Annotated in this window: 22 protein-coding genes; 10 read left to right on the forward strand and 12 right to left on the reverse strand. The window is 52.7% G+C overall.

The window, feature by feature from the left end; all coding sequences use genetic code 11:
- Nucleotides 1-140: 140 nt before the first annotated feature.
- Nucleotides 141-1,883 carry a gamma-glutamyltransferase gene (gene ggt, locus CX650_RS19450; protein WP_101096777.1) on the reverse strand — a complete coding sequence of 581 codons (1,743 nt, stop codon included), beginning with the start codon at nucleotides 1,881-1,883 and terminating at the stop codon, nucleotides 141-143.
- A gap of 92 nt (nucleotides 1,884-1,975) precedes the next feature.
- Here ggt and CX650_RS19455 point away from each other — a divergent pair, with 92 nt between their 5' ends.
- Nucleotides 1,976-3,157 carry a GNAT family N-acetyltransferase gene (locus tag CX650_RS19455; RefSeq protein WP_101096778.1) on the forward strand — a complete coding sequence of 394 codons (1,182 nt, stop codon included), beginning with the start codon at nucleotides 1,976-1,978 and terminating at the stop codon, nucleotides 3,155-3,157.
- On the opposite strand, the gene CX650_RS19460 is transcribed toward CX650_RS19455, so the two are convergent.
- The 3 genes from CX650_RS19460 to CX650_RS19470 all read right to left on the reverse strand — a co-directional run bounded on the left by CX650_RS19460 (nucleotide 3,154) and on the right by CX650_RS19470 (nucleotide 6,190).
- Nucleotides 3,154-3,768 (reverse strand): LysE family translocator, encoded by a 615-nt coding sequence (locus CX650_RS19460; RefSeq protein WP_039033377.1) that lies wholly within the window; start codon nucleotides 3,766-3,768, stop codon nucleotides 3,154-3,156. The two genes, CX650_RS19455 and CX650_RS19460, sit on opposite strands and share 4 nt — an antisense overlap.
- A 149-nt stretch (nucleotides 3,769-3,917) precedes the next feature.
- Entirely contained in the window at nucleotides 3,918-4,958 is a 1,041-nt protein-coding gene (gene hppD, locus CX650_RS19465) for a 4-hydroxyphenylpyruvate dioxygenase (protein WP_101096818.1), read from the reverse strand.
- A 71-nt stretch (nucleotides 4,959-5,029) separates the two neighbouring features.
- On the reverse strand, nucleotides 5,030-6,190 hold the full coding sequence (locus CX650_RS19470; protein WP_039033376.1) for a homogentisate 1,2-dioxygenase: 1,161 nt from the start codon (nucleotides 6,188-6,190) through the stop codon (nucleotides 5,030-5,032).
- A 244-nt stretch (nucleotides 6,191-6,434) separates the two neighbouring features.
- Here CX650_RS19470 and CX650_RS19475 point away from each other — a divergent pair, with 244 nt between their 5' ends.
- Both CX650_RS19475 and CX650_RS19480 read left to right on the forward strand, forming a co-directional pair.
- The gene (locus CX650_RS19475) at nucleotides 6,435-7,349 is read left to right on the forward strand and encodes a LysR family transcriptional regulator (RefSeq protein WP_101096779.1); all 915 of its coding nucleotides are present in this window, start codon (nucleotides 6,435-6,437) and stop codon (nucleotides 7,347-7,349) included.
- A gap of 118 nt (nucleotides 7,350-7,467) precedes the next feature.
- A complete protein-coding gene (locus tag CX650_RS19480; protein WP_039033374.1) occupies nucleotides 7,468-8,262 on the forward strand; it encodes a TIGR00266 family protein in 795 nt (264 codons plus the stop codon).
- A 177-nt stretch (nucleotides 8,263-8,439) separates the two neighbouring features.
- On the opposite strand, the gene CX650_RS19485 is transcribed toward CX650_RS19480, so the two are convergent.
- Together CX650_RS19485 and CX650_RS19490 are read right to left on the reverse strand one after the other, a co-directional pair.
- Nucleotides 8,440-8,760, reverse strand: coding sequence for a hypothetical protein (locus CX650_RS19485; protein WP_028780804.1), 321 nt, complete (start codon nucleotides 8,758-8,760; stop codon nucleotides 8,440-8,442).
- The gene (locus tag CX650_RS19490; protein ID WP_101096780.1) at nucleotides 8,757-9,221 is read right to left on the reverse strand and encodes an EVE domain-containing protein; all 465 of its coding nucleotides are present in this window, start codon (nucleotides 9,219-9,221) and stop codon (nucleotides 8,757-8,759) included. Before CX650_RS19490 ends, CX650_RS19485 begins: the two co-directional genes overlap by 4 nt.
- 143 nt (nucleotides 9,222-9,364) lie before the next feature.
- Here CX650_RS19490 and CX650_RS19495 point away from each other — a divergent pair, with 143 nt between their 5' ends.
- Both CX650_RS19495 and CX650_RS19500 read left to right on the forward strand, forming a co-directional pair.
- A complete protein-coding gene (locus tag CX650_RS19495; protein WP_100145733.1) occupies nucleotides 9,365-9,715 on the forward strand; it encodes a DUF6508 domain-containing protein in 351 nt (116 codons plus the stop codon).
- A gap of 326 nt (nucleotides 9,716-10,041) precedes the next feature.
- On the forward strand, nucleotides 10,042-11,763 hold the full coding sequence (locus CX650_RS19500; protein WP_101096781.1) for an AMP-binding protein: 1,722 nt from the start codon (nucleotides 10,042-10,044) through the stop codon (nucleotides 11,761-11,763).
- Between the two features lie 63 nt (nucleotides 11,764-11,826).
- On the opposite strand, the gene CX650_RS19505 is transcribed toward CX650_RS19500, so the two are convergent.
- Nucleotides 11,827-12,816, reverse strand: coding sequence for a cytochrome-c peroxidase (locus CX650_RS19505; protein ID WP_101096782.1), 990 nt, complete (start codon nucleotides 12,814-12,816; stop codon nucleotides 11,827-11,829).
- Between the two features lie 343 nt (nucleotides 12,817-13,159).
- On the opposite strand from CX650_RS19505, the gene CX650_RS19510 reads away from it, so the two are divergent.
- The 3 genes from CX650_RS19510 to CX650_RS19520 are packed head-to-tail and all read left to right on the forward strand — an operon-like array spanning nucleotide 13,160 to nucleotide 15,777.
- Nucleotides 13,160-13,927, forward strand: a complete 768-nt coding sequence (locus CX650_RS19510; protein ID WP_101096783.1) for a substrate-binding periplasmic protein — start codon at nucleotides 13,160-13,162, stop codon at nucleotides 13,925-13,927.
- 52 nt (nucleotides 13,928-13,979) lie between these two features.
- Complete coding sequence (locus tag CX650_RS19515) at nucleotides 13,980-15,008, forward strand: M14 family zinc carboxypeptidase (RefSeq protein ID WP_373297512.1); 1,029 nt, start codon at nucleotides 13,980-13,982, stop codon at nucleotides 15,006-15,008.
- Nucleotides 15,001-15,777: an alpha/beta fold hydrolase gene (locus CX650_RS19520; protein WP_071475848.1), complete on the forward strand. Its 777-nt coding sequence runs from the start codon at nucleotides 15,001-15,003 to the stop codon at nucleotides 15,775-15,777. Before CX650_RS19515 ends, CX650_RS19520 begins: the two co-directional genes overlap by 8 nt.
- A gap of 65 nt (nucleotides 15,778-15,842) precedes the next feature.
- Here CX650_RS19520 and CX650_RS19525 read toward each other — a convergent pair whose 3' ends face one another.
- Nucleotides 15,843-16,250, reverse strand: coding sequence for a YccF domain-containing protein (locus CX650_RS19525; RefSeq protein ID WP_025011114.1), 408 nt, complete (start codon nucleotides 16,248-16,250; stop codon nucleotides 15,843-15,845).
- A gap of 348 nt (nucleotides 16,251-16,598) precedes the next feature.
- On the opposite strand from CX650_RS19525, the gene CX650_RS19530 reads away from it, so the two are divergent.
- Entirely contained in the window at nucleotides 16,599-17,537 is a 939-nt protein-coding gene (locus CX650_RS19530; protein ID WP_101096819.1) for a pyridoxal-phosphate dependent enzyme, read from the forward strand.
- A gap of 15 nt (nucleotides 17,538-17,552) precedes the next feature.
- On the opposite strand, the gene CX650_RS19535 is transcribed toward CX650_RS19530, so the two are convergent.
- Nucleotides 17,553-17,789 (reverse strand): hypothetical protein, encoded by a 237-nt coding sequence (locus CX650_RS19535; protein WP_101096785.1) that lies wholly within the window; start codon nucleotides 17,787-17,789, stop codon nucleotides 17,553-17,555.
- Between the two features lie 314 nt (nucleotides 17,790-18,103).
- On the reverse strand, nucleotides 18,104-18,277 hold the full coding sequence (locus tag CX650_RS19540; protein ID WP_100145745.1) for a hypothetical protein: 174 nt from the start codon (nucleotides 18,275-18,277) through the stop codon (nucleotides 18,104-18,106).
- A gap of 514 nt (nucleotides 18,278-18,791) precedes the next feature.
- On the opposite strand from CX650_RS19540, the gene CX650_RS19545 reads away from it, so the two are divergent.
- Nucleotides 18,792-20,363 (forward strand): mechanosensitive ion channel family protein, encoded by a 1,572-nt coding sequence (locus CX650_RS19545; protein WP_101096786.1) that lies wholly within the window; start codon nucleotides 18,792-18,794, stop codon nucleotides 20,361-20,363.
- A gap of 85 nt (nucleotides 20,364-20,448) precedes the next feature.
- Here the strand turns inward: CX650_RS19545 and ilvN are convergent, their stop codons facing one another.
- Together ilvN and CX650_RS19555 are read right to left on the reverse strand one after the other, a co-directional pair.
- Nucleotides 20,449-20,946, reverse strand: a complete 498-nt coding sequence (gene ilvN / locus CX650_RS19550; protein ID WP_039033365.1) for an acetolactate synthase small subunit — start codon at nucleotides 20,944-20,946, stop codon at nucleotides 20,449-20,451.
- On the reverse strand, nucleotides 20,946-22,667 hold the full coding sequence (locus CX650_RS19555) for an acetolactate synthase 3 large subunit (RefSeq protein WP_101096787.1): 1,722 nt from the start codon (nucleotides 22,665-22,667) through the stop codon (nucleotides 20,946-20,948). Before CX650_RS19555 ends, ilvN begins: the two co-directional genes overlap by 1 nt.
- Nucleotides 22,668-22,679 lie beyond the last annotated feature (12 nt).

A 22,679-nucleotide genomic window follows, 5' to 3' on the forward strand; every position in this document is an offset into this window, starting at 1 on the left:
AGAGTGGCATCTGCGGAGCTGTTCTGAATGGAACTGTTTTAAATGAGAGTTAAGCCAAATTTAATGCCCGTCGCTCACTACTTTGTTTCAAAAACCTGTCTAAGGAGTTCTTTCAGTAGCTTAGGTTTTGGTAACTGGGCTCAGTAGCCTGCCGCTTCGCTGCCGGCACGGCGTGGATCCGATGCACCAAATTTACCTTCTTCGGTCACCATAATGCTCTGGGTGCTGCCCATGGAACTTTTGACGTTGACCAGGTGGCCCATGGCTTTCAGCAGCGCTATGGTGTCACCATTGAGGCTGCGCTCAACCCGAATTTCATCCGGCAACCACTGGTGATGCATCCGCGGCGCAAAGCTGGCTTCGGCGATATTCAGGTCGTGGTCAATCACATTCATGATGATCTGCAGCACTGTGGTAATGATCCTGGCGCCCCCCGGGCTGCCGGTAACCAGAAACGGCTGACCGTCTTTCATTATCATGGTCGGGCTCATGGAGCTCAGTGGCCGCTTGTTGCCCTGTACCGAGTTGGCTTCACCGCCCACCAGACCATACCCGTTGGGGGTGCCGGGTTTGGCTGAGAAATCATCCATCTCATTGTTCAGCAAAATCCCTGTGCCATCGGCCACCAGCCCAGAACCATAACTGAAGTTGAGGGTATAGGTGTTGGATACTGCATTGCCCCATTTGTCCACGACCGAGTAGTGAGTTGTCTGGTCACTTTCATAGGGTGCCAGCTTGCCGGGTTTGACCTGGCTTGAAGGGGTGGCGTGCTTGCTGTCGATGCTCTTGGCCAATGTCTTGGCATAATCCGGGCTCAACAGGGCTTTGACCGGCACAGGATAGAAATCCGGATCGCCGAGATACTCGCTGCGATCGGCATAGGCCCGTCTCATGGCCTCGGCCATAAGATGCAAAGTGGCGGCGGTGTTATGGCCCAGATCATGGATGGGGTACTGCTCGAGAATGTTGAGGATCTCTATGATATGAATACCACCCGATGATGGCGGCGGCATGGAAACCACCTCATAGCCTCGATAGTGTCCGCGCACCGGCTGGCGCTCTATGGCTTGATAGTTGTTGAGATCCTCAAGGGTCATGATGCCGCCGGCGGCCTGAATGGCTCTCACCAGTTTCTCGGCGGTTTCCCCTTGGTAAAATCCTTTGCTGCCCTGTTTGGCAATCAGCTCCAGTGAGTGAGCCAACTCAGGCTGCTTGATGATGTCGCCCGGTACAAAGCTGCTGCCATCTGCCTTGTAGAAGATAGCGGCAGAGCTTGGCCATTGGGAAATGCGGCGCTTAACCCCATTGAGGGAGTTGGCCAGATCTGAAGTAACGCTGATCCCATCCCGCGCCAGTTTGATCGCCGGGGCTATCACTTGCTCCCGTTTCATGGTGCCATACTTGGACAGGGCCAGCTCCATGCCCATCACAGTGCCGGGAACGCCTACTGCCAGGCCGTGCTCGCGGCTGAGTTTATTGACCGCATTGCCCTTGTCATCAAGGAAGATATCCCTGTGGGCCTTGGAAGGCGCCATCTCCCGATAATCTATGGCTATGGTCTTGTTTTCCTTCGCCAGGTGTACCAGCATGAAACCGCCGCCACCTATATTGCCGGCCCGGGGCAAAGTCACTGCCAGGGCATAACCCACGGCCACAGCTGCATCTACCGCGTTGCCGCCTTGCTTGAGAATATCTACCCCGATACGGGAAGCCAGTGCCTCCTGGCTGGAAACCATGCCATGCTTGGCCCAAACGGGCTGGGCTGTGGCCATTTCACTGTAAATCGAGGATTCATTGGCGGTAACTTGTGGGCTGTAACTCAGGGTGGAGGCTGTTGGCAGCGCCAGAGCGACGGCGAAGATCAGCGGTTTTATCAGACGCACTATATTTCCTTATACTGCTTTTGCTTAAGTTGCTATGCAATGTGCCGCCAATTATCCTTGATTGCAAGTTTGCCTCGGCATATGGAATAAATTTGGACAATAAGCACTGGCAGTGGCGTTTTGCCGCCGGCATTGATGAGATCCCCGCCGCCGAGTGGGATCTGTGTCTGGCTGAAGATGGCCAAACAGAGCCGGACAACCCCTTTTGCCGGCATGCTTTTTTGAAGGCGCTGGAGCAAAGTGGCAGTGTTTGCGCCGCAGCCGGCTGGCAACCCATGCATTTACAGCTGTTTTGCAACGACAGGCGTTTGGCTGTGATGCCTCTCTATCTCAAGGATCACTCCTGGGGCGAATATGTGTTCGACTGGGCCTGGGCCGATGCCTATCAGCGCCACGGTGAAGCCTATTATCCCAAGCTGGTCAGCGCCATTCCCTTTACGCCTGTCAGCGGCCCAAGACTCGGGATAGCGCCCGAGGCCAGGGCGGCGGCCGCTGATATCCAGCAGGCGCTGGGGAAACTATTTTGGCAACTGCTCGAAAGCTATTCCTCCTGGCATTGGCTGTTTGTCAGCAAGGGGCAGCTCGAGTCATTGCGGCATTTGCCCCAGACCTTGTTGCGGGAAGGCACGCAGTTTCATTGGTTTAACCGGGGTTACAGCCAGTTTGATGATTTTTTGGCGCGGCTCAATTCGAAACGGCGCAAGAATATTCTCAAAGAGCGCCGCGCCTTGGCTGACTTGCAGTTTGTCTGGCTAAGGGGCGATGAACTGCAAGATTGGCACTGGCAGCTTTTCTATCGCTGCTATCGGCAAACTTACCTGAAACGCTCCGGCCACGGGGGATATCTTCAGCCCGGCTTTTTCAAGCTACTCGGTAAGTTGATGGCGGCCGAGGTGCGTTTGCTCCTGGTTCACCGAATGGGCGAAGCGCCGCAACAGGCGCTGGCATGCGCGCTTTATCTGCAGGGGAAAGATACGCTTTATGGCCGCTATTGGGGCGCACTTGAGGAGATCCCGGCGCTGCATTTCGAGGCCTGTTACTGGCAGGGGATTGACTACTGTATCAAGAACGGCCTCAGTTGCTTCAACGCCGGTGCCCAGGGGGAGCACAAGCTGATTCGCGGTTTTGAGTGTGTCACCACCTATTCGCTGCACGGCATAGCGCATCCAGGCTTTAGGGAGGCGATAGCCGATTTCTGTCAAACAGAGGCCGGCAACAACCGCTTGTATCAAGCGCAGTTGCAGCAGGCCTTACCTTACAAAAAGGGCGATTAACCCAGCGCCAGCCAGACACCGACCCCCAGCATCAGGCTGCCGGCTATCCGGTTGAGCAGGCGGACATTGTTGCCACGGCTCAAAAACAGCCTCAGGCTCTTGCCGCCGTTGGCATAGGCCAGCATGCAGATGAGTTCGGTACACATGATAATGCCGATGAGTGCCGTCAGTTGCGGTGCCATAGGTTGCTGCAGATTGATAAAGGGAGGCAGCAAGGAAATCATAAAGGCCCAGCCCTTGGGATTGGCAATGGCGGTGACAAAACCTTGGGAGATCAACGCTGTGCGCTTAATGCTTCGTGGTTGGTCGAGATTGGCCATCTTGCCCTTGGCCCGCCACATATTGATGCCGAGCCAGATAAGATAGGCTCCACCAAGATATTTGAGTCCCTGGAAGATCATCGGATGTTTCAACATAATCGTGGCCACACCCAGCACGGCCGCCAAAGCTACCAGGGCGACCCCCACGACTTCACCCAGCATCATCCACAGAGTGCGGCGCACCCCAATGCTCATCCCCAGTGTCATGGCCAGGGTCATGCACATTCCCGGGGTGACGGAAACAAAGAAAAAGGTTGGAATAAAAGCGGCGAGCAGGGCGTAGTCTTGCATTTTGGGTACAGCTGTCTCTCAAAAAGGGAGATCAGTCTAATGAAATCCTACCGGGCGACAAAGTAAAAAATTGCAGCGCTCAATATACTAAGGCGGAAAACAAGAGACCGATCATCAGATCGGTCTCAAACGGGGGATTTCGCTATCGGTTACAGCACGCCACGCTTCATTTGATCGCGCTCGATGGATTCGAACAACGCCTTGAAGTTACCCTCGCCAAAGCCGAGGTTGTTCTTGCGCTGAATAATTTCGATAAAGATCGGGCCGAACAGGTTTTTGGTGAAGATCTGCAGCAGATAGCCACTGTCATCCCCGTCCACCAGAATTTGATGATGCTTTATCTTGTCGCGGTTTTCCGTCACCTGCGGCACCTTGTCGAAGATGGTGTCGTAGTATTCAGGGATGATGTCCAGGGTCTCGATTGAGGTTCCTTCCATGGCATCGAGCGAGGCGACGATATCCCGGGTGCGGAACGCCAGATGTTGCACGCCCGGGCCGTTATATTCGCGCAGGTACTCATCAATCTGGTTTTTGTCGTCACCCTTGCCCTCATTGATGGGGATACAGAAGCTGCCATCGGGAGAGCGCAGGGCGTAGGAGACCAAGGCGGTTTGTACGCCGCTGATATCAAAGTAACGCACTTCGGTGAATCCGAAGATATCCTTATAGAAATCAGACCATTGTTCCATAGTACCCTTGTGGACATTGTTGGTCAGGTGATCTACTTCCATAAAGCCTTTTTCAGGGACTATCACAGGGGCAGGCAGGTCGACAAAGTCTGTCTTGTAGATGTTGTTCTGCTCGTCGAAACGGTCGATGAAGTAAATCAGGCTGTCGCCTATACCATAGATTGCCGGGTAAGGCAGGTCAGTGTGGGCCTGATCTGCCGGGCGGGCGCCGCGGGATACCGCCAGTTGCAGGGCATAGTTGGCATCTTCTACCCGCCAACCCATGGAGCAGATGGCCGGGCCATGGTGCTTGGCAAATTCGGCGCTGAAGCCTTGACGCTCCTTGTTGAGCAGAAAGTTAATGTCGTTCTGCTTGTAGTAGAAAATCTCCCTGTCCTTGGCTTTTTTCAGCATGGAGAAACCAAAGTCGATAAAGACCTGGTGCATGAAATCACTGTCCGGGGTTGCAAACTCGGTGAATTCGATACCGAGCAAACCCAGTGGATTCTTTTCGCTTGCCATTTCTATGTCCTCTTCAATGATGTTGCTTGCGGCCATTCTCTGATGGCCTTGCTGGATATTCGGGTCCGGGCTCAGCGTTCGAGCCAGGAGCGGTTGTAATCTGTACTCATGCAGCTCTGCACATGGGTGGTTAATTGCAGCGGGGCAAAGGTGTCCACCATAACGGCGTATTCATAGGTGTCTTTCTTGCCGATGGAGGCTTCGGTGCGCCCGGGCTGCGGCCCATGAGGCACGCCTTTTTGATGCAGTGTCAGGTAACCGGCTTCTATGCCGGTGCGGCTCATAAAGTCGCCATCCACATAGTAGAGCACCTCGTCGCTGTCGATATTGTTGTGGTAGTAAGGTGCCGGGATAGCCTTGGGATGGAAGTCGTAAGGTCTGGGAACAAAGTTGCAGATAACAAAGTTGTGGGCGGTAAACACCAGATGATCCGAGGGGGGCAGGTGAATCTTGCCTACCTTGGGCGCGTACTCTGTGATATTGAAGGCCCAGGGGTAGACAAAACCGTCCCAACCCACCAGATCAAAAGGATGCCATTCCAGCTGAGTCAGTTGATACTTGTCGCCAAACTTGCTGACCAGTGGGAATTCCCCTTGCTCGACCTTGGCCTCTGTCAGTTCGGGTACCCGGATATCCCGCTCGCAATAGGGCGCCGACTCCAGCAACTGGCCATAGTCATTGCGAAAGTGTTTGGGGATCTCCACCATGGAGAAGGACTCGATCACCAACAGGCGCACATTAGTGTAGTCCTTGAATTTCAACTGATAGGTGGTGCCGCGGGGGATCACCAGATAGTCCCACTTTTGCACCTTGAGCTTGCCGTATTCACTTAAGAGCTCGCCTTCACCCTCGTGGACAAATACCACCTCGTCGGCGTAGGCATTGCGGTAAAACAGCTCGGTATCCTCGGTGACTCTGGCGGTATAAATCGCCAGATCCTGATTGAAAAAAATCTTGTTGCGGGCACAGAAGAAGTGCCCCTGCCTGTCGGCCTGTTTGCTGTCCAGTTTATAGTTCTGTACCAGGGAGTCCTGCCACACTTCTCCATGACTGAGCTTAAAAGGCTCAACAGTTAACGCCTTGGTAGGCATATTGTGGTGGTACTTGTTGGAATAGATATTGGAAAAGCCATGGGTTGAAAACAGCTCTTCACGGTAGAGTTCACCGGATGGCTTCTCAAATGCGATGTGGCGCTTGTTGGGAACCTGCCCCTGTTTTACATAAAATGGCATTTGACTCTTCCTTGGTGGCGCTTGCTGTTAACCTTCTTTGGGAACCTTCGGCGGCCACTGTTGTTATTCTTGTTCTCTTTGCGCTCTTGTCTGTCGGAATTGCTGGTCGCTGGCAGCGCAAATGAGCCGTTTTTGTGATCTATCTTTCAATTTAGTTGCGTGCTTGTACAAAAAAAAGAATAATTATTCGGCATACTCAATCTAAAAATTTGATTGTCTTGTTGGATTTACGGGAGTGTAAACCTTGCGTATCGATATCGACGCCTTCAATGTGCTTAAGGTGGTGGTGGAAGAGGGCAGTTTTGCCAAGGCGGCAGAGCGTCTGCACAAGGCGCAGTCGGCGGTGAGCTATCAGATAAAGAAACTGGAACAATATCTTGGCGTTAATCTGCTGGACCGTAATCAATACCGGGCCGAGCTGACTCACGAAGGGCGGGTTATTCTGGCCGAGGGACAACGCTTACTGGCGCATCTTGGCAACATAGAACATCTGGCCAGCCGTTTCAGTGAGGGTTGGGAGCCCAGGTTGGAGCTGGTGATAGACGGCGCCTTGCCGATGGAGCCTATCATGACTGCCCTCAAGCGCATGACAGAGCATAAGATCCCGACCAAAATCCAGCTTAATATGGAGTTTCTCGGTGGGGTACAACACAGGTTTGAGCGCGACAGCGCTGATCTTATGTTGGTGAAAGACTATCGCAGCGGCCCCAGTTACCACCCCAAGCCCCTGCCTGCCATCACCAGTGTGTTGGTGGCAGGTAAAGACCACCCCTTGACTTCGCGCCGCGGCATAACTCTGTCTGAATTGCAGCAACATGTGGAGCTTACCATCGAAGACTCATCACCGGTCAAGAGCCAGCGCGATGAGCTGCAGTTTGGCGGCGACAAGGTCTTTTATCTTTCCGGTTTTATTATGAAAAAGAACGCCTTGCTCAAGGGGCTGGGTTTTGGTTGGATGCCGGATTTTCTGATAACCGAAGAGCTGGCTTATGGTGATTTAAGTGAGCTGGACTTTGTCGGCGGCAGCCGTTTTCGTTTTATTCCTCAGTTGGTGTCAACGCTGGAACGCCCCCTTGGCCGCGCAGGAAGGCTGTTTACCGAGCTTATTCTGGAGGAGTTTGAGCGCTTTCAAGGGGATAACGCCAGCGGTTTGGGTTGAAGCATTCTGTTACTTTTTACTCAAATTACATCCACCTCCTCACTTGCCGTTTTGACATTTTATGTCATAGACTGAGTGCCAGGTCATTCAGACCCTAAACCATTGAGGGGGAGTTTCAATGAGCAAGAACAGCCATGAAGTGGATTATGAGATCAAGGGCGAGAGCATGCAGCTGGTTGAGGTGGAGCTGGATCCCGGCGAAACCGTGATAGCCGAGGCCGGCGCCATGACTTACATGGAGGAAGGGATCAGTTTTGAAGCGCGCATGGGCGATGGCTCAGAGCCGGATTCGGGCTTTTTTGGCAAGTTGATGGGGGCCGGTAAACGTATGCTGACAGGTGAAAGCCTGTTTATGACCCATTTCAGCAATCAGGGCCAGGGCAAACGCCGGGTGTCGTTCGCCGCACCTTATCCAGGCACTATTCTGGCAATCGATCTCGATGAGGTCGGCGGTGAACTCATTTTGCAGAAAGACAGTTTCCTGGCTGCGGCTATGGGGACCCAGGTGACCATGAGATTCAATAAGCGCCTGGGAACCGGTTTCTTCGGCGGTGAAGGCTTTATTTTGCAGAGTCTCAAGGGTGATGGCATGGCCTTTATTCACGCAGGTGGCACCTTGATCCGTAAAGAGCTCAAGGGCGAAACCCTGAGAGTGGATACCGGCTGTCTGGTGGGCTTTACCAATGGCATCGATTACGACATAGAGAGAGCCGGCTCTCTCAAGTCCATGGTGTTTGGGGGTGAAGGTTTATTTCTGGCGACACTTTCAGGCCATGGCACAGTGTGGCTGCAGAGCTTGCCGTTTTCCCGTATGGCCGACAGGATCATTGCCCATGCGCCTTCCGCCGGTGGCAGTGACCGGGGCGAGGGCTCAGTGCTTGGCGGAATTGGCCGTATGCTGGATGGGCGCTGAGAAGCGCTATTGGCGAAATGACCGGCAAAGGTAGCAGTAAAGATTAAGGTAAAGATAGCAGCGAAGAAAGGCAGTCAAGAAAGACAGTCAAGCGCTGACCCCATTTGCTGACAAACAAAAAAGCCATGGTTTCCACCATGGCTTTTTGCTTTTGAACTCAGGGCTTTGATAACGGCATCAGTGTTCCAGGATCTCAATGATCCTGCGGGTCTTGTCGTGCAGCTTGAACAGTGTGCCTTCAATGTCGACCGTTATCAGGCCATCATTGCCCAGCGGCACAACTACTCGGCCGCGAGCATAGATATCATTATCAAGGATATCGCCCCTGTGATAGCGCTTTTGCCAACCCGGAGGCAAAGGTTCACCCCGGGCGGCTTTCTTTTGCAGTCCAGGGGGCAAATCTTTGTGGTCTTTATCCTGCTTGGCCAAAACGGCCGGACTGGCCAGCAGGGCACCCAGGCTGATTGCTACCAAGGCTTTGGATAGTTTGTTTGTCATAGTTGCTCTCCTGCGAGTAGAAGAATACGTTGCCATTCCTGCTCTGTGACCGGTTGCACGCTCAGTCTGGCCCCTTTTTGTACCAGATACATATGTTCGAGCTGCGAGTCTGCCTTGATCTCTTTCAGGCTGACTGTTCTGGCAAACTGCCGTTCAAAGCCGATATCCAGCTGAAACCAGCGCGGTGACTCTGGGCTCGACTTGGGATCAAAGTAGGGTGATTCCGGATCCCAGGCCGTGGTATCGGCTTTGGCCTCTCCGACGACTCTGGCTGTGCCCACCACGCCCGGCGTTTTGCAACTGGAATGATAGAACAAAATGGCGTCGCCGATTTGCAGTTCATCGCGAATAAAGTTGCGAGCCTGATAATTGCGGATCCCGCACCAGGGTTCCACCTTGACCCGCTGTAGATCGTCGATGCTGAATTCATCGGGTTCGGATTTCATCAACCAGTACTTCATGCTGGCACTCCTTGAGTGTTTTTACCAGAAAAGCTTACCAGCCTGTTAAGCACTTATTCAGCAAGGCAAGGGCAGACTGACTTCATTAGATTGGTAGATTATGCATTATTGTGATAATCGATGTAAAAGATTAGGAGTCGCCTATGGCCACACTCAGCCTGACAGCTTCAACTGCTGATTATCAAACCTATCGCCATGATTTTGCCCGCGGGGAACAGGATTACGACCCCGCGACAGTCCATAAATTTGTTGCCGAAATGAAGCGCCAAGGCATGTTGCTCAACGAGTTCAGTTGGGATGATTGGTATCAAAACAGCCATATGGTCGACAGGCCTGAATATATCGCCGATGCTTCCTTGTATGAATGCCGCTTGCTGCTCAGTGCCATGGTGCGCTTAGAGCGTTTCAGCCCGGGTGTCCTGCAGAACATGCGCCGTCAGGGGGTCATGTTGGCCTTACTGGAAAGAATGCAGCAATTGCAAAAGGCGGCCTGAGGATATTCGGTCGCTGTTACCGTGCATTTTGCGGCCATGATCCCGTCATCGGCAGGCTTTTTATTCAGGGCTCCTTTGGGGGCCCTGATGGTTTTTGAGCCATTATTCTTTAGTCTAAAAGCCGGTTTCCTTGCTTGTTATTCCAATGCGCCATTCGTTAGAGTCGTTATGAACCCTGCGCCCAGGCCGCAGTGAAAGCCGATCATTGCCGCTGCTTTTGATGCTTTTCAGACGTTGCCAATATGGCTTCACACTGTGAGGGGAGGGCCGCCGGCTCAGGGTGACAGACTCTTCCTATAACGATAAAACAACGCACGGAGGCTTAGATGTCTGCCAACAAGACAAGCAAGCAACTCAATGATTTACCTCTGTCACAGAGCCGTTATCTGGGGCACAGTAATACTCCCTTGATAGACAAGACCATAGGTCAGTATTTGCAGGATATCTGCAACCGCTATCCGGACAATACAGCTGTGGTGATGCATCATCAGCAACTGCGCTGGAGTTATGCGCGCTATCTTGAAGAGATAGATAAGTTGGCCACAGGCCTGTTGGCACTGGGTATCGGCCCCGGGGATCGGGTCGGGATCTGGTCGCCCAATAATATCGAGTGGTGTCTGACTCAGTTTGCCACCGCCAGAATTGGCGCCATCATGGTGTGCATCAACCCGGCTTATCGCCCGGAAGAGCTGGAATATGCACTTACCAATGTGGGCTGTAAGGCTCTGATCACTCACGATAAGTTCAAGTCCAGCGATTACCTGGCGATGCTGAATGAGTTGGCGCCGGAACTCAGTGATGCCGAGCCCGGTAAGCTGGCGTCCAGTCGTCTGCCGGAACTGCGCTGCGTTATTCGCACCGGCAGTGACAAGACGCCGGGCATGCTGAATTTCCCCGAGGTATGTGCCATGGGCTCTGAGGCGGAATATGCCGATCTCAAAGGCATAGGTGAGCGTCTATCGGCCAATGATGCCATCAACATCCAGTTCACTTCAGGCACCACGGGTAACCCCAAAGGCGCCACGCTGACCCACCATAATATTCTCAACAACGGCATGCTGGTGGCCGATGCCATGGGCTTTGGCCCGGATGATAAGCTTTGTATTCCCGTGCCCCTGTACCACTGTTTTGGCATGGTGCTGGGGAATCTGGTGTGTCTGGCCAAAGGCGCCACGGCCGTATTCCCATCCGATGCCTTTGACCCTACGACTACCCTCAAGGTGGTCGAGCAGGAGCGCTGCACTGGACTGCACGGGGTACCAACCATGTTTATCGCCGAATTGGAGCTGGCCAATTTCCAGGAGTATGACCTCAGCAGTTTGCGCACCGGGGTGATGGCCGGCGCCACCTGTCCTGAGGAGTTGATGAAACGGGTGCATAAGCTGATGCATATGACAGAAGTCGTTATCGCTTACGGCCAAACGGAATGCAGCCCGATCAATAACATGACAGAGGTGGAATCTTCATTCGAGAAACAAGTCACTACCGTTGGCCGGGCACTGCCCCATACCGAGGTGAAGATCATTGATGAATTCGGTGAGATTGTAACTGTAGGGCAGCCGGGGGAGGTCTGTAGCCGAGGTTATTGTGTGATGCAGGGTTACTGGAACGATCCGGCCAAAACCCAAGCCACCATAGATAAAGAAGGCTGGCTGCATTCGGGCGATCTCGGAGTGATGGACAGCGAAGGATATGTACAGATAGTCGGTCGCATCAAAGACATGATTATCCGGGGCGGTGAGAACATCTATCCACGGGAGATTGAAGAGAAACTCTACACCCATAGTGAAATTCAAGATGCTGCAGTATTCGGGGTACAGAGTGAAAAATACGGTGAAGAGGTGTGCGCCTGGATCAAGATACGTCCCGGCAGTACCGTCACTGAAGATGAAATCCGTCACTTCCTGACCGAGAAGGTGGCTTATTTCAAGGTGCCGCGTTATATCAAGTTTGTTGAACAATACCCTATGACGGTCACCGGCAAAATCCAGAAGTTCCGCATGCGTGAGCTGATGTATGAAGAGCTGCACCGGGATATCAACGCTTGAGTCATTTAAACCGCAACAGTAAAAGAGAAGCGCCGCATTGCGGCGCTTCTTTATGGTCATGAATTACTTGCCGAAAGGAATCGGTCTAGGGGTGTCTTTGTTGGATGGCGGCAGAATGGGCATTTCAACCTTGGGCTGTTCGCCGGTCAGCGACTTGAGGAAGGCCACCATCTCTTGGGTTTCTTTCTCGGTCAGCTTCTGACCCAACTGGATATCCGACATGGTGTTGACCGCTTCCTCCAGCTCCCAAACACTGCCGTCATGGAAGTAGGGGTAGGTGAGTTCAATATTACGCAGTGTCGGCACCTTGAACACCATCTTGTCGGCTTCCTTACCCGTTACCGCCTTGCGGCCTTCGGCAGGGTTATCCGTGTGGAAAGGTTTGATAAGTCCCATCTTCATATACATGGTGCCACCGACCGCCGGACCATTATGGCAAGCGACACAGCCCTTGTCCTTGAACAGCTGATAACCCGCTTGGGCTTCGGCGCTGATGGCATTTTTGTCGCCTTCCAGATACTTGTCAAAGGGGCTATTGGGGGTCACCAGTGTCTTTTCAAAGGCGGCAATTGCATCTGTGATCCTGTCGATGTTGACCTCTTCAGAGCCGTAAACCTGCTTGAAGCGGGCGCGGTAAGCCGGCATGGAGGCAACGGTTTCGGACGCCAGTTCATGAGTAAATCCCATCTCCTTGGGGTTGGCTATTGGACCTGCGGCCTGTTCCTTGAGATCTTTGGCGCGGCCATCCCAGAACTGTGCCAGCATATAATCGGCGTTCAATACGGTAGGCGAGTTGATAGGACCTTCTTGCCAGGCATGACCGATAGAGGTTGGCAGGGCATCTACCCCTCCCATGGAAAGATTGTGACATGAATTACAGGAGATAAACCCGGACTTTGATAATCTGGGTTCGAAGTAAAGCATTTTTCCGAGTTCGACTTTTTCCGGCTCGGTGATTTTCACCGGCTTGATAATTTCGATAGGCTCAGCCGCCTGAGCCGCAGTCATCCCGAGGGCTGCCGTTACAGCCATGACCAGTGCTTGATATCTCATTGCTATCACCTCTAATAGGCTTACTTTGTGTGTGGTTATTTGCCCATCATAGTGATAGAAGGAGAGCTTTGACAGCTGTTAATATCGATTGGCTCTATCGTTGATTTAGATAGGTTTTTTGTGATGATTACCGCGGTTTTAGCCTCCAATTTTAGCTATCTTACCCAAATCGAACTTTTTCACATTTTCATCTCTCGTCACACTTTGATTTAAAGTGTGCGGTAAGCTGTGTTTTTTTGTGTCCGGCGCTGATTGAGACTGGTAGCTGCCAGGCGTCGACAAGCTATACTCTGTTAACTTCCTGAATGCTTATGGGGTTGGCCTTGGCAAATGGAGTGGCATTATGGCAAAAACAGCTATTACCTTTTTCGGCCGTTTTGCGCTGCACGTCCTCTTGTTGTTGCTACTTTATAGTGGCTGCTTTTCTGTGCGCGCCGAAACCCTGCAATTGAGCTCGCTTAATTGGCCCCCCTACACAGGTCAGATGCTGCAACAACAGGGAGCTTGTGTTGCCGTGGTCAAGGCGGCACTGGCCGCCATGGGCCATGACCTCAAAGTCAATTTCTACCCCTGGAGCCGGGCAGTGAAGTTGGCAGGCATGCCCGGATCTCCCTATCTTGGTTACTTTCCAGAGTATTATCACCAAAGCGATAAGTTTATCTTTTCCAAGCCATTAGGCTTTAGTCAATTGGCCTTGGTGGAGCAATCCCAGCGGCCAGTGAGCTGGCAACAGTTGCAGGACTTGCAGCGTTACAATCTCGGGGTGGTCAAGGATTATGTTAATACCGAAAGTTTGGATCGGGCCATGGACTCAGGCCGACAACCCTTCGAGCTGGCCAATTCCGATGAACAAAACCTTCGCAAATTGGCGGCCGCCAGAATTGATGCCGTGGTGATCGATGCCAATGTCTATCGTTACCTGCTGCGGCAAAAGGGGATGGAAGATATGGAAGGCAAACTTAAACTGAATCGGCAACTGCTGGCCAGCAAGGGCTTGCTGGTGGCTTTTCGAAATTCTGCAGAGGGACAACGCTGGCGGGATATTTTCGATCAGGGGCTGGCCCGTATCGATGCCAAGAGCATATTGGAGCAACACTTAAAGTATCATTGAGTTGTCATCCAAAGCGGCTAAATTGAGCTCTTTATCCCAGATGGACGTGTCTGTGACAGAAAGTGCCTATGAGCTTGAACTGCTTGCCGAGCTGGAGCATAAATACCAGCAACACTTGAATGCCAGGTCTTTGGCCCAAGTCGGCTTTGCCGGGAAGACGCACGATGTGCGGGCGCTGGAGCTGGGGAACCCAAACGCCAGGGTGCCCACAGTGCTGTTCGTCGGCGGCGTTCACGGGATAGAGCGCATCGGCAGCCAGGTGATACTGGCGCTTCTTGGCAGCCTGTTGACCCGCTGCAGTTGGGATAAACATCTGCAGTTGATGTTAACTCAGATACGGCTGGCGTTTGTACCTGTGTTGAATCCCATCGGCCTTATCCGGGGAACTCGCGCCAATGGCAATGGGGTCGATTTGATGCGCAATGCTCCCATAGATGCCCGCGGCTCAGTGACTTTTATGGTCGGCGGTCAACGGCTTTCCCGCCATCTTCCCTGGTATCGGGGCCGCAGCAATCAGCTGGAAGCCGAGACCCGGGCGATTATTGACTACAGTAATGATCTTATGGCCCGCGGCAGCAGCTTGATTGTGCTCGATGCTCACTCAGGTTTTGGCCTGGTGGATCATATCTGGTTTCCCTTTACCTGTAAGGACACGCCTTTTGCCCGCTTGGGGGAGGTGTATCATCTAAAGCAGTTGTTCGAAATGAGCTACCCCCATCATTGTCATTATCATATTGCGCCTCAAAGCCGCTTCTATCGCACCCACGGCGATATTTGGGATTATTTGGTCAGTTGTAACCCCCAAGTGCCTTTCCTTCCTTTAACGCTGGAAATGGGCTCCTGGGCCTGGGTTAAAAAGAATCCCAGGCAATTGCTGCGCTTCTCCGGTTATTTCAACCCTCAAAAGCAGCACAGGCTGCAGCGTATTTTACGGCGTCACTTTACCCTGATGCAGTTCTTGCTCGATGTGGGGTATGCTCAGGTACTGGAACAACTGCCTGAACTTCATCGACATCACCTGGACTATCAGGCACGAAACTTTTGGTATCCACAAGCGGCGGAGAAACCAAGTCATGACTGAGCAGCAAACCTGGGTGCTGATCCGTGGCCTGATGCGCGATAAACGTCATTGGCAAGCCTTTGCCGATAATCTGCTGGCGGCGGGGTTTCGGGTGGAGCTCATCGATCTGCCTGGAAATGGCGATAGGGTGGCGGATATCAGCCCCTGGGATATTCAGGATTATGCAGACTTTGTTGCAGATGAACTGCTGCGGCGCAAGGTGGCTAAATGCCGAATATTGGCTATTTCCATGGGCGCCATGGTGGCCATGGAAATAGCCGGGAAAAATGACGCTGAAGATGGCCGCCAAAAGGAATTTCAGATTGAGGGGCTTTTATTGCTCAACAGCAGCGCCGCCGATCTTTCGCCTTGGTATCAGAGATTTCGGCTGCAAGCCCTGCTGCGAGCCTTGTGCTCCAGAGTCAAAGGTGAGGGCATTCAATGGCGCGAGGCGACGATTCTTGCGCTTACCAGTCTTGCCCATGCCAAAGATAAGTCTCTGTGCCGTCACTGGAGCCAACTGGCGCTTGAGGCCAAAACCACACTCGCCAATGGCCTGCGACAAATTGTTGCCTCGGCCCGCTTTCGCTCCCCGGCTAACTTGCGGGTGCCGGCAGTCATTGTTTATGGCTGTGATGATCGCCTGGTTTCGCCCAAGTGCAGCGTTCGCCTGGCGGCCAAATATCGACAAAAGCCGATTCCTTTTTGCCGCTGCGGTCATGATGTGGCGTTGGATAGGCCTGAGTTATTGCTGGAGTTGGTGCAGCGTTTGAGTCGACAAACGCCTTAGACTTGCTTGGGGAAAGTTTGAGCCCAGGTCAAAATCGAGTCAGATATCCGACCTGGGCTTTGTGGTTAATGGGAGGCGACCACTGTCTTGCCTATGGGCGTTAAAGAAAGCAAGGCCAGCTTTAGGTGCTGAATGCCAAAAGGTATGCCTATGATGGTGACAAAGCAGGCCAGGGCGTGGGTCAGGTGGCCTATCGCCAGCCAAATTCCGAACAGCAGGAACCAGATAATGTTGCCGACCATACCCAGGGCGCCGGTGCCCAAATCTTCGCGGCCAGAGAGCCTGTCGCGGCTGATATGTTCCTGACCGAAGGGCCAGAATGCCAGTTCACCTATGACAAAACAGGCGCGGCCGAATGGGATACCTATGATACTGATAAAACAGAGCAAGCCGACAAACCACCAGGCCAGTCCCATGACAAAGCCGCCAAGAATAAACCAGGCAATATTAAAAATAAGACGCAAAATAGCCATTGAGTGCTCCTTTAAATGGCGGTTCAGCCACACAGTTTTGCTGTAAAGCTTGGGGATATTTCGATTAATAGCCAGAAGCGTGCCATAATTATAACCTGTTGAATAATATTGGATATTTCTATTTCTGAGCCTGGGTGGATGGCGGGGATTGGTGATTTATACCAATAAGTGGCGATAATCATCACAGAGGGGAGCCGCAATGGATTAGCCTCCAAGCCATCACTTAGTCGGCATAAAGCCTACTGGTGCCTGTGAGGATTTGTGGCCTGAACCTTGTCCTCCTTGGCGGCAAACACATACAATAGCTATCCCTTGCACACCTTAGCCTTGAAATATATCGCCACTGCCATGTCTTTAGCCGATTTCAAACTGGATAAAACCCCGGTTCAAGCCTTTGAGTTTCGGGGACATCAGCTGTTTATCAAGCGCGATGATCTACTTCATCCCAGTTTCAGTGGTAATAAGGCGCGCAAGTTCCGTTATTTCCTCGACCATGACTTTCCCGGTATCAAGCGCCTGATAGGTTATGGCTCGGCCCAGGCCAACTCACTCTACTCTATGGCGGCGCTGGCCAAACTCAAAGGTTGGCAGCTGGACTTTTATGTGGATCACCTGCCGGACTGGTTGCAGCAGCGCCCCCTGGGTAACTATCGCGCCGCGTTGGAATTGGGCGCACGGGTGATTGCCGTAAAGAATACGCCCAAGGCCGAGTTGATGACCGGGATGACTCTGGAGAACTTTGTCAGGCAGCATATTGTACCTGAGTGCGAGCACAGCCTGTTCGTTCCCGAAGGGGGCCGCTGTAGTTATGCCGAATACGGCGTAGCTCAGTTGGGCGCCGAGATTTTACAGTGGCAGCAGCAACAGGCTGCCCATAACCTCAAGCTGTTTCTGCCATCGGGGACTGGTACAACGGCACTGTTTCTACAGAAGTATTTTTGTGAGCAACAGGCTGATATTGAAGTGCTGACCTGCGCCGTGGTCGGCGGAGACAGTTACCTCAAGACCCAGTTGCTTGAGTTATCGCCCGATGAGGCATTGCATCCAACTATTGTTACACCCGAGCGTAAGTATCATTTTGGTAAGTGTTACCCCGAGTTTTACCAACTTTGGCAAGAGCTGGAGCAAAGCGGTATCCGCTTTGAGCTTTTGTACGATCCGCTCGGCTGGCAAGTGTTGCTCGACTTCTTGCGATGTGAGGGCGACTGCCAGGTACTGTATCTGCATCAGGGGGGGCTCCTTGGTAATGAGTCCATGCTTCCCAGATACAGGCGTAAATTCGGTTGAGTGGGAACCTTGACTTCAGATCAGCTGGTTGCGCTTGAGGATCTTATGAGTACGCTCTGCCAAACGTTGTAAGGATTTGAGATCGGCAAGCCCAGGCACCTCGTCATCGAGACGGTACTCCCAAAAGCATACCTCAGTGTCCAACATCTCCAACATTTTCTTGGAGCAACCCAGGCATTTCCCACCGCATAGGCTGGCTTCCGGCAAATTTAGTGGAATACAACGCCGGATCTCGCCCAGCAATGAACGCATCGCTTCCGTGGTATTCGGTTTAATGGATCCGGGTTTAGTCGCGCTGCTTTTAGCGGCTGTGATGGATTGATTCAAGACAACACCGACAGATGAGTTTATTAAGCATCAGCTTAATTCAAGTGGAAGGGTTGGATAATGATCTGGCGCTTGATTTACTGTTTATCGCCATTTGGTCAGGCTGCTTCCCGGGATCACGGGAAAAGGCCTTGACCAAATGTGATGTTCTACCCGATTGCTGCTGGATAACAGTCCAATCTGCCTGAGCGCTCGATACAGTGAGAGGATAGGGGTATCGAGTGGGTATTTCGACAGTCTTACTTATTGGCGCTCAGTAACCACTTCATAAACTTGAGGGTTTCCGTGCGCTTTGAGAAGGTTTGCTTCTTCTTGCCTTTGCTGTCGGTAAAGGCGATTGAGTTTTTGTTGATGGAAATTGAATCTACAGGAAAACTTACTGCGATTTCATGTCCGTTTACTTTGTATGACATGGGCCACACTCCTTATTTTCTGTTAGCGCCGATATTGGCGTATACAATCTTAACTATAGAAAATCCTTAGCATTTATTGCGAAAGATGCGTTGGTTGACTATTGAATGTACCCAGTTTGTCAGCCTTTATCAAGCCCCCGATAGACTAAAGCGCATAAAGACACTCCGGGTGTCAGTAGAACATCAGACCATCGCCGCAGCACAGAGTTCACCACAGCTGTGTGACATTTCAATTAAACTGAGGAATTGTTAACTGAACGGATTTACTTAAGCGGCCTGGAGCGAGATGGGACGAGCTGAGGGTACCTTAATATCGGCGGCCATTATATCGACAGTTGGCGATAAGTCAAGCAGTATAAATATTGCGTCTATATATCCGGAACTACATGTTTCTGCTACTCTTTTTTTGCTAAAGGTGCCAATGGCTCCCTGGCGCACTTTGGCTTGAACACAGCTTGAAGTGCTTACAGCGGATGGATTGGTACCTTACCTTATAGTGGCAAGGAGCGCGTTAATGAATAGAGTGTTGATTGGCATAGGGTTATTTATTCTGTTGCTCTGGCCAGGGTTGTGCCCGGCGGTCGAACCTGAGCCGGAAACGTCAAGCGAGCAAAGTGCTGCAGCGGCTTATGAGTATCGCGACCCCTTGCTCAGGGATACCCCCAGAGGTGCCTTGCAGGGCTTTATGCAGTATGCCAGAGAAGGGAATTATCAAACCGCGGCCGAGTATCTGGATCTGCGTTTTCTTCCCGCCGGTATGACAGCGGAGCAGGGGCCGCTCTATGCCAGGCAGTTGCTGGCGATTATCGAGCGTAATCTCTGGCTTAACCCTCAGGAGCTGGATGATACCCCGGAGGGCAAAACCGACGACAAGCTGCCTGCTTACCGGGAGGGGTTTGCCCGTTTGGAAGCCGAAAACAAGGCCTACCAGCTCCTATTGCAGCGGGTGCCGAGCTCTGAATACGGCAGTCTGTGGAAGGTTTCCAATGCCACGGTTGCCAAGCTTCCAAAACTATACCAGGCCTTGGGCTATGGCCCCGTGGTGGAGTGGTTTATCGAGCACATTCCTGAAGGACGCCTGTTTACCCTGAATCTTTGGGAATGGGCCATGATGCTGGCCTATCTGGCGCTGGCATTCTTATTCGTGGTACCTGTGACCTGGTTGTTGCAATGGCCGCTTTCACGTTCATCACACCCGCTTAAGGTTGAATTGGGCGCCTTTATTCGCGGCCCACTCAGGTTCTTTGCCGCTGTGGCACTCGATAGGGCCATGCTTGCCAACAGTACCTTGAGCGCTGCGATGCAGGAGATAGTCAACACAGGCTTTTTCTTTATTCTGGCCACGGTTTGGTTGATATGGGCGCTGGTGGGGCTGGCACAGAGCAGTCTTAGGGAGCGCTGGATAGCCAAGGGCAACAAACAGGCAGCCTCCTTGTTGCGACCTCTTGGAAATTTTCTGCGGGTGACCCTGCTCAGCCTGGCGACCTTGTTATGGCTCGAGCACCTGGGGTTTAATGCCGGCACTATACTGGCCGGGATGGGCATTGGCGGGCTGGCAATCGCCTTGGCCTCGAAGCAGTCGATAGAAAACCTTATTGGCACCATCACTCTCTATTCGGCGGCGCCTATCAAGGTTGGCAATATTGGCAATTTCGGCGGCGTTCGCGGCACAGTGGAGGAGATAGGCCTACGCTGTACCCGCATCAGAACTCTGGATCGCTCTGTCATTCATATGCCCAACGCCAAGTTGGCCGAAATGGAGATAGAGAATATTTCAGAGCGGGAGAAAATCCGTTTTAAGACAGATATCCGTCTCGATTACAGCACTGATGCCAAACAGTTGCAGGCGATAATCAATGATATCAAAGCGTTGCTAAAGCAGCATGAGAAGGTGGATGAGTCACCGATGCGGGTCACCTTCAAGGGCTTCGGCAACGCCGGACTCGAGTTGAATGTACTGGCCTATGTCGGCACCACCAGTTTACCTGTTTATCAGGAAGTCGCCGAGGAGTTGCAGCTGGGGATCATGGCGATAGTCGCCGAGCACGGCAGTAAGATGGTACCTGTATGGCCGGTTTCACCTTAATGCTACTCAGATTCCGTATTGGTTCGGTTTGAAAATACCGCTCACGGTAAAGTGAACGGTATCAGCAGGGTCTTCAGTCCCGGATTCAAGCTCGCATCGCTTTTTCACCCCTGGCAAGGCCTACCACGCCGGAGCGGGACACTTCCACTACCTTGGTGACCTCGGTCAGCGCGGCAATAAAGGCGTCCAGTTTATCGCTGGTGCCCGCCATCTGTACTGTGTAGAGATTGGCGGTTACATCGACAATTTGGCCGCGGAAGATATCGGCGGTGCGTTTTACCTCTGCCCGCAATGCGCCGCTGGCCTTGACCTTGACCAAGGCAAGCTCCCGTTCCACATGGGTGGACTCTGTGATGTTGGATACTTTGAGCACATCGATAAGCTTGTGCAGCTGCTTCTCTATCTGCTCCAGAATGCTCTCATCGGCCTCGACTGCGACTGTGAGCCGGGAAAGTGTCGGATCATCGGTGGGAGCCACAGTGAGGGTTTCAATGTTGTAGCCACGTTGGGAGAAGAGACCGACAACTCTTGACAGGGCGCCGGGCTGGTTTTCCATCAATACAGATATGATTCGACGTCTCATCAGCTTTTCTCCGTCTTGCTCAGCCACATTTCATTCATAGCGCCACCACGAATTTGCATCGGGTAGACGTGTTCGGTTTCATCGACACTGATATCCACAAACACCAGCCTGTCTTTCATGGTCAGGGCTTGTGCCAGTTTGCTCTCCAGCTCATCCACATGGTCGATATTGATCCCAACGTGGCCGTAGGCTTCGGCTATTTTGGCAAAATCAGGCACTGAGTCCATATAGGAATGGGAGTGGCGGCCGGAGTAGATCATGTCCTGCCACTGTTTCACCATCCCGAGGAAACGGTTGTTGAGATTGATGATTTTCACCGGCACATCATATTGCAGTGCGGTGGAAAGCTCTTGAATATTCATCTGAATCGAGCCGTCGCCGGTGACGCACACGACGGTTTCATCCGGCATCGCCATCTTGACCCCCATGGCGGCCGGCAAGCCGAATCCCATGGTGCCCAGGCCGCCTGAGTTGATCCAGCGCCGCGGCTTGTCGAAAGGATAATAGAGGGCGGCAAACATCTGGTGCTGGCCAACATCCGAGGCCACATAGGCATCACCGTTTGTCAGGCGATAGAGGGTTTCTATCACTTGTTGGGGCTTGATCCGTTCGGCATTGCGCTGATAGTCGAGGCAGTTGCGGCTGCGCCAGGAGGCAATTTGCTGCCACCAGTGTTGCAGCGCCTCGTCATCCTGAGGCGTTACCTTGTCTTCATCCAGTAATTGCAGCATCTCGTTCAGCACCTTATCGGCCGAGCCCACAATCGGAATATCCACCTTGATGGTCTTGGAGATGGATGAAGGGTCGATATCTATGTGCAGTATGGTGGCATCCGGGCAATATTTGGCGACATTATTGGTGGTTCTGTCATCGAACCTCACCCCAATACCGAAGATTAAATCTGAATGGTGCATGGCCATATTGGCTTCATACAGGCCGTGCATCCCCAGCATGCCCAGGTTGTTGTGATGAGATCCGGGAAAGGCGCCCAGCCCCATAAGCGTATTGACCACAGGCAGTTTCAGTCGTTCGGCCAGAGTCAACAGCTGCCGGTGGCAGCCGGAGATAATGGCGCCGCCGCCCACATACAACACAGGTTTTTTGGCGGCCATCAAGGCCTGCAAACCCCGGCGGATCTGGCCTTTGTGACCCGAAAGCGTCGGGTTGTAGGAGCGCATCTTAATCTCTTCCGGGTATTGATACTCGTGCAGTATCGCCGGGTTGAGGCTGTCTTTGGGGAGATCCACTACCACAGGGCCGGGGCGGCCGCTGGCCGCGATATAGAAGGCTTTCTTGATAATGGTGGGAATTTCGGTGGGGTCTGTCACCAAAAAGCTGTGTTTCACCACAGGGCGGGAGATCCCTATCATGTCGCACTCCTGAAAGGCGTCATTGCCGATCAGGTTACTGGGCACCTGGCCCGAAAGCACCACCAGAGGGACTGAATCCATATAGGCGGTGGCGATGCCGGTAATGGCATTGGTCGCTCCCGGGCCGGATGTCACCAACACCACGCCGACCTGGCCCGTGGCTCTGGCGTAACCATCGGCCATGTGCACGGCCGCCTGTTCATGGCGGACAAGAATATGTTCTATATCGGATTTTTGATGCAGGGCATCATAGATGTCGAGAACTGAGCCACCCGGGTAGCCGAATATATGTTTTACGCCTTCGTCAATTAACGAACGCACTATCATGCTGGCGCCTGAAAGCATCTCCATTTGGTACTCCTT

This window comes from Shewanella indica (assembly GCF_002836975.1).
Taxonomy (GTDB): domain Bacteria; phylum Pseudomonadota; class Gammaproteobacteria; order Enterobacterales; family Shewanellaceae; genus Shewanella; species Shewanella indica.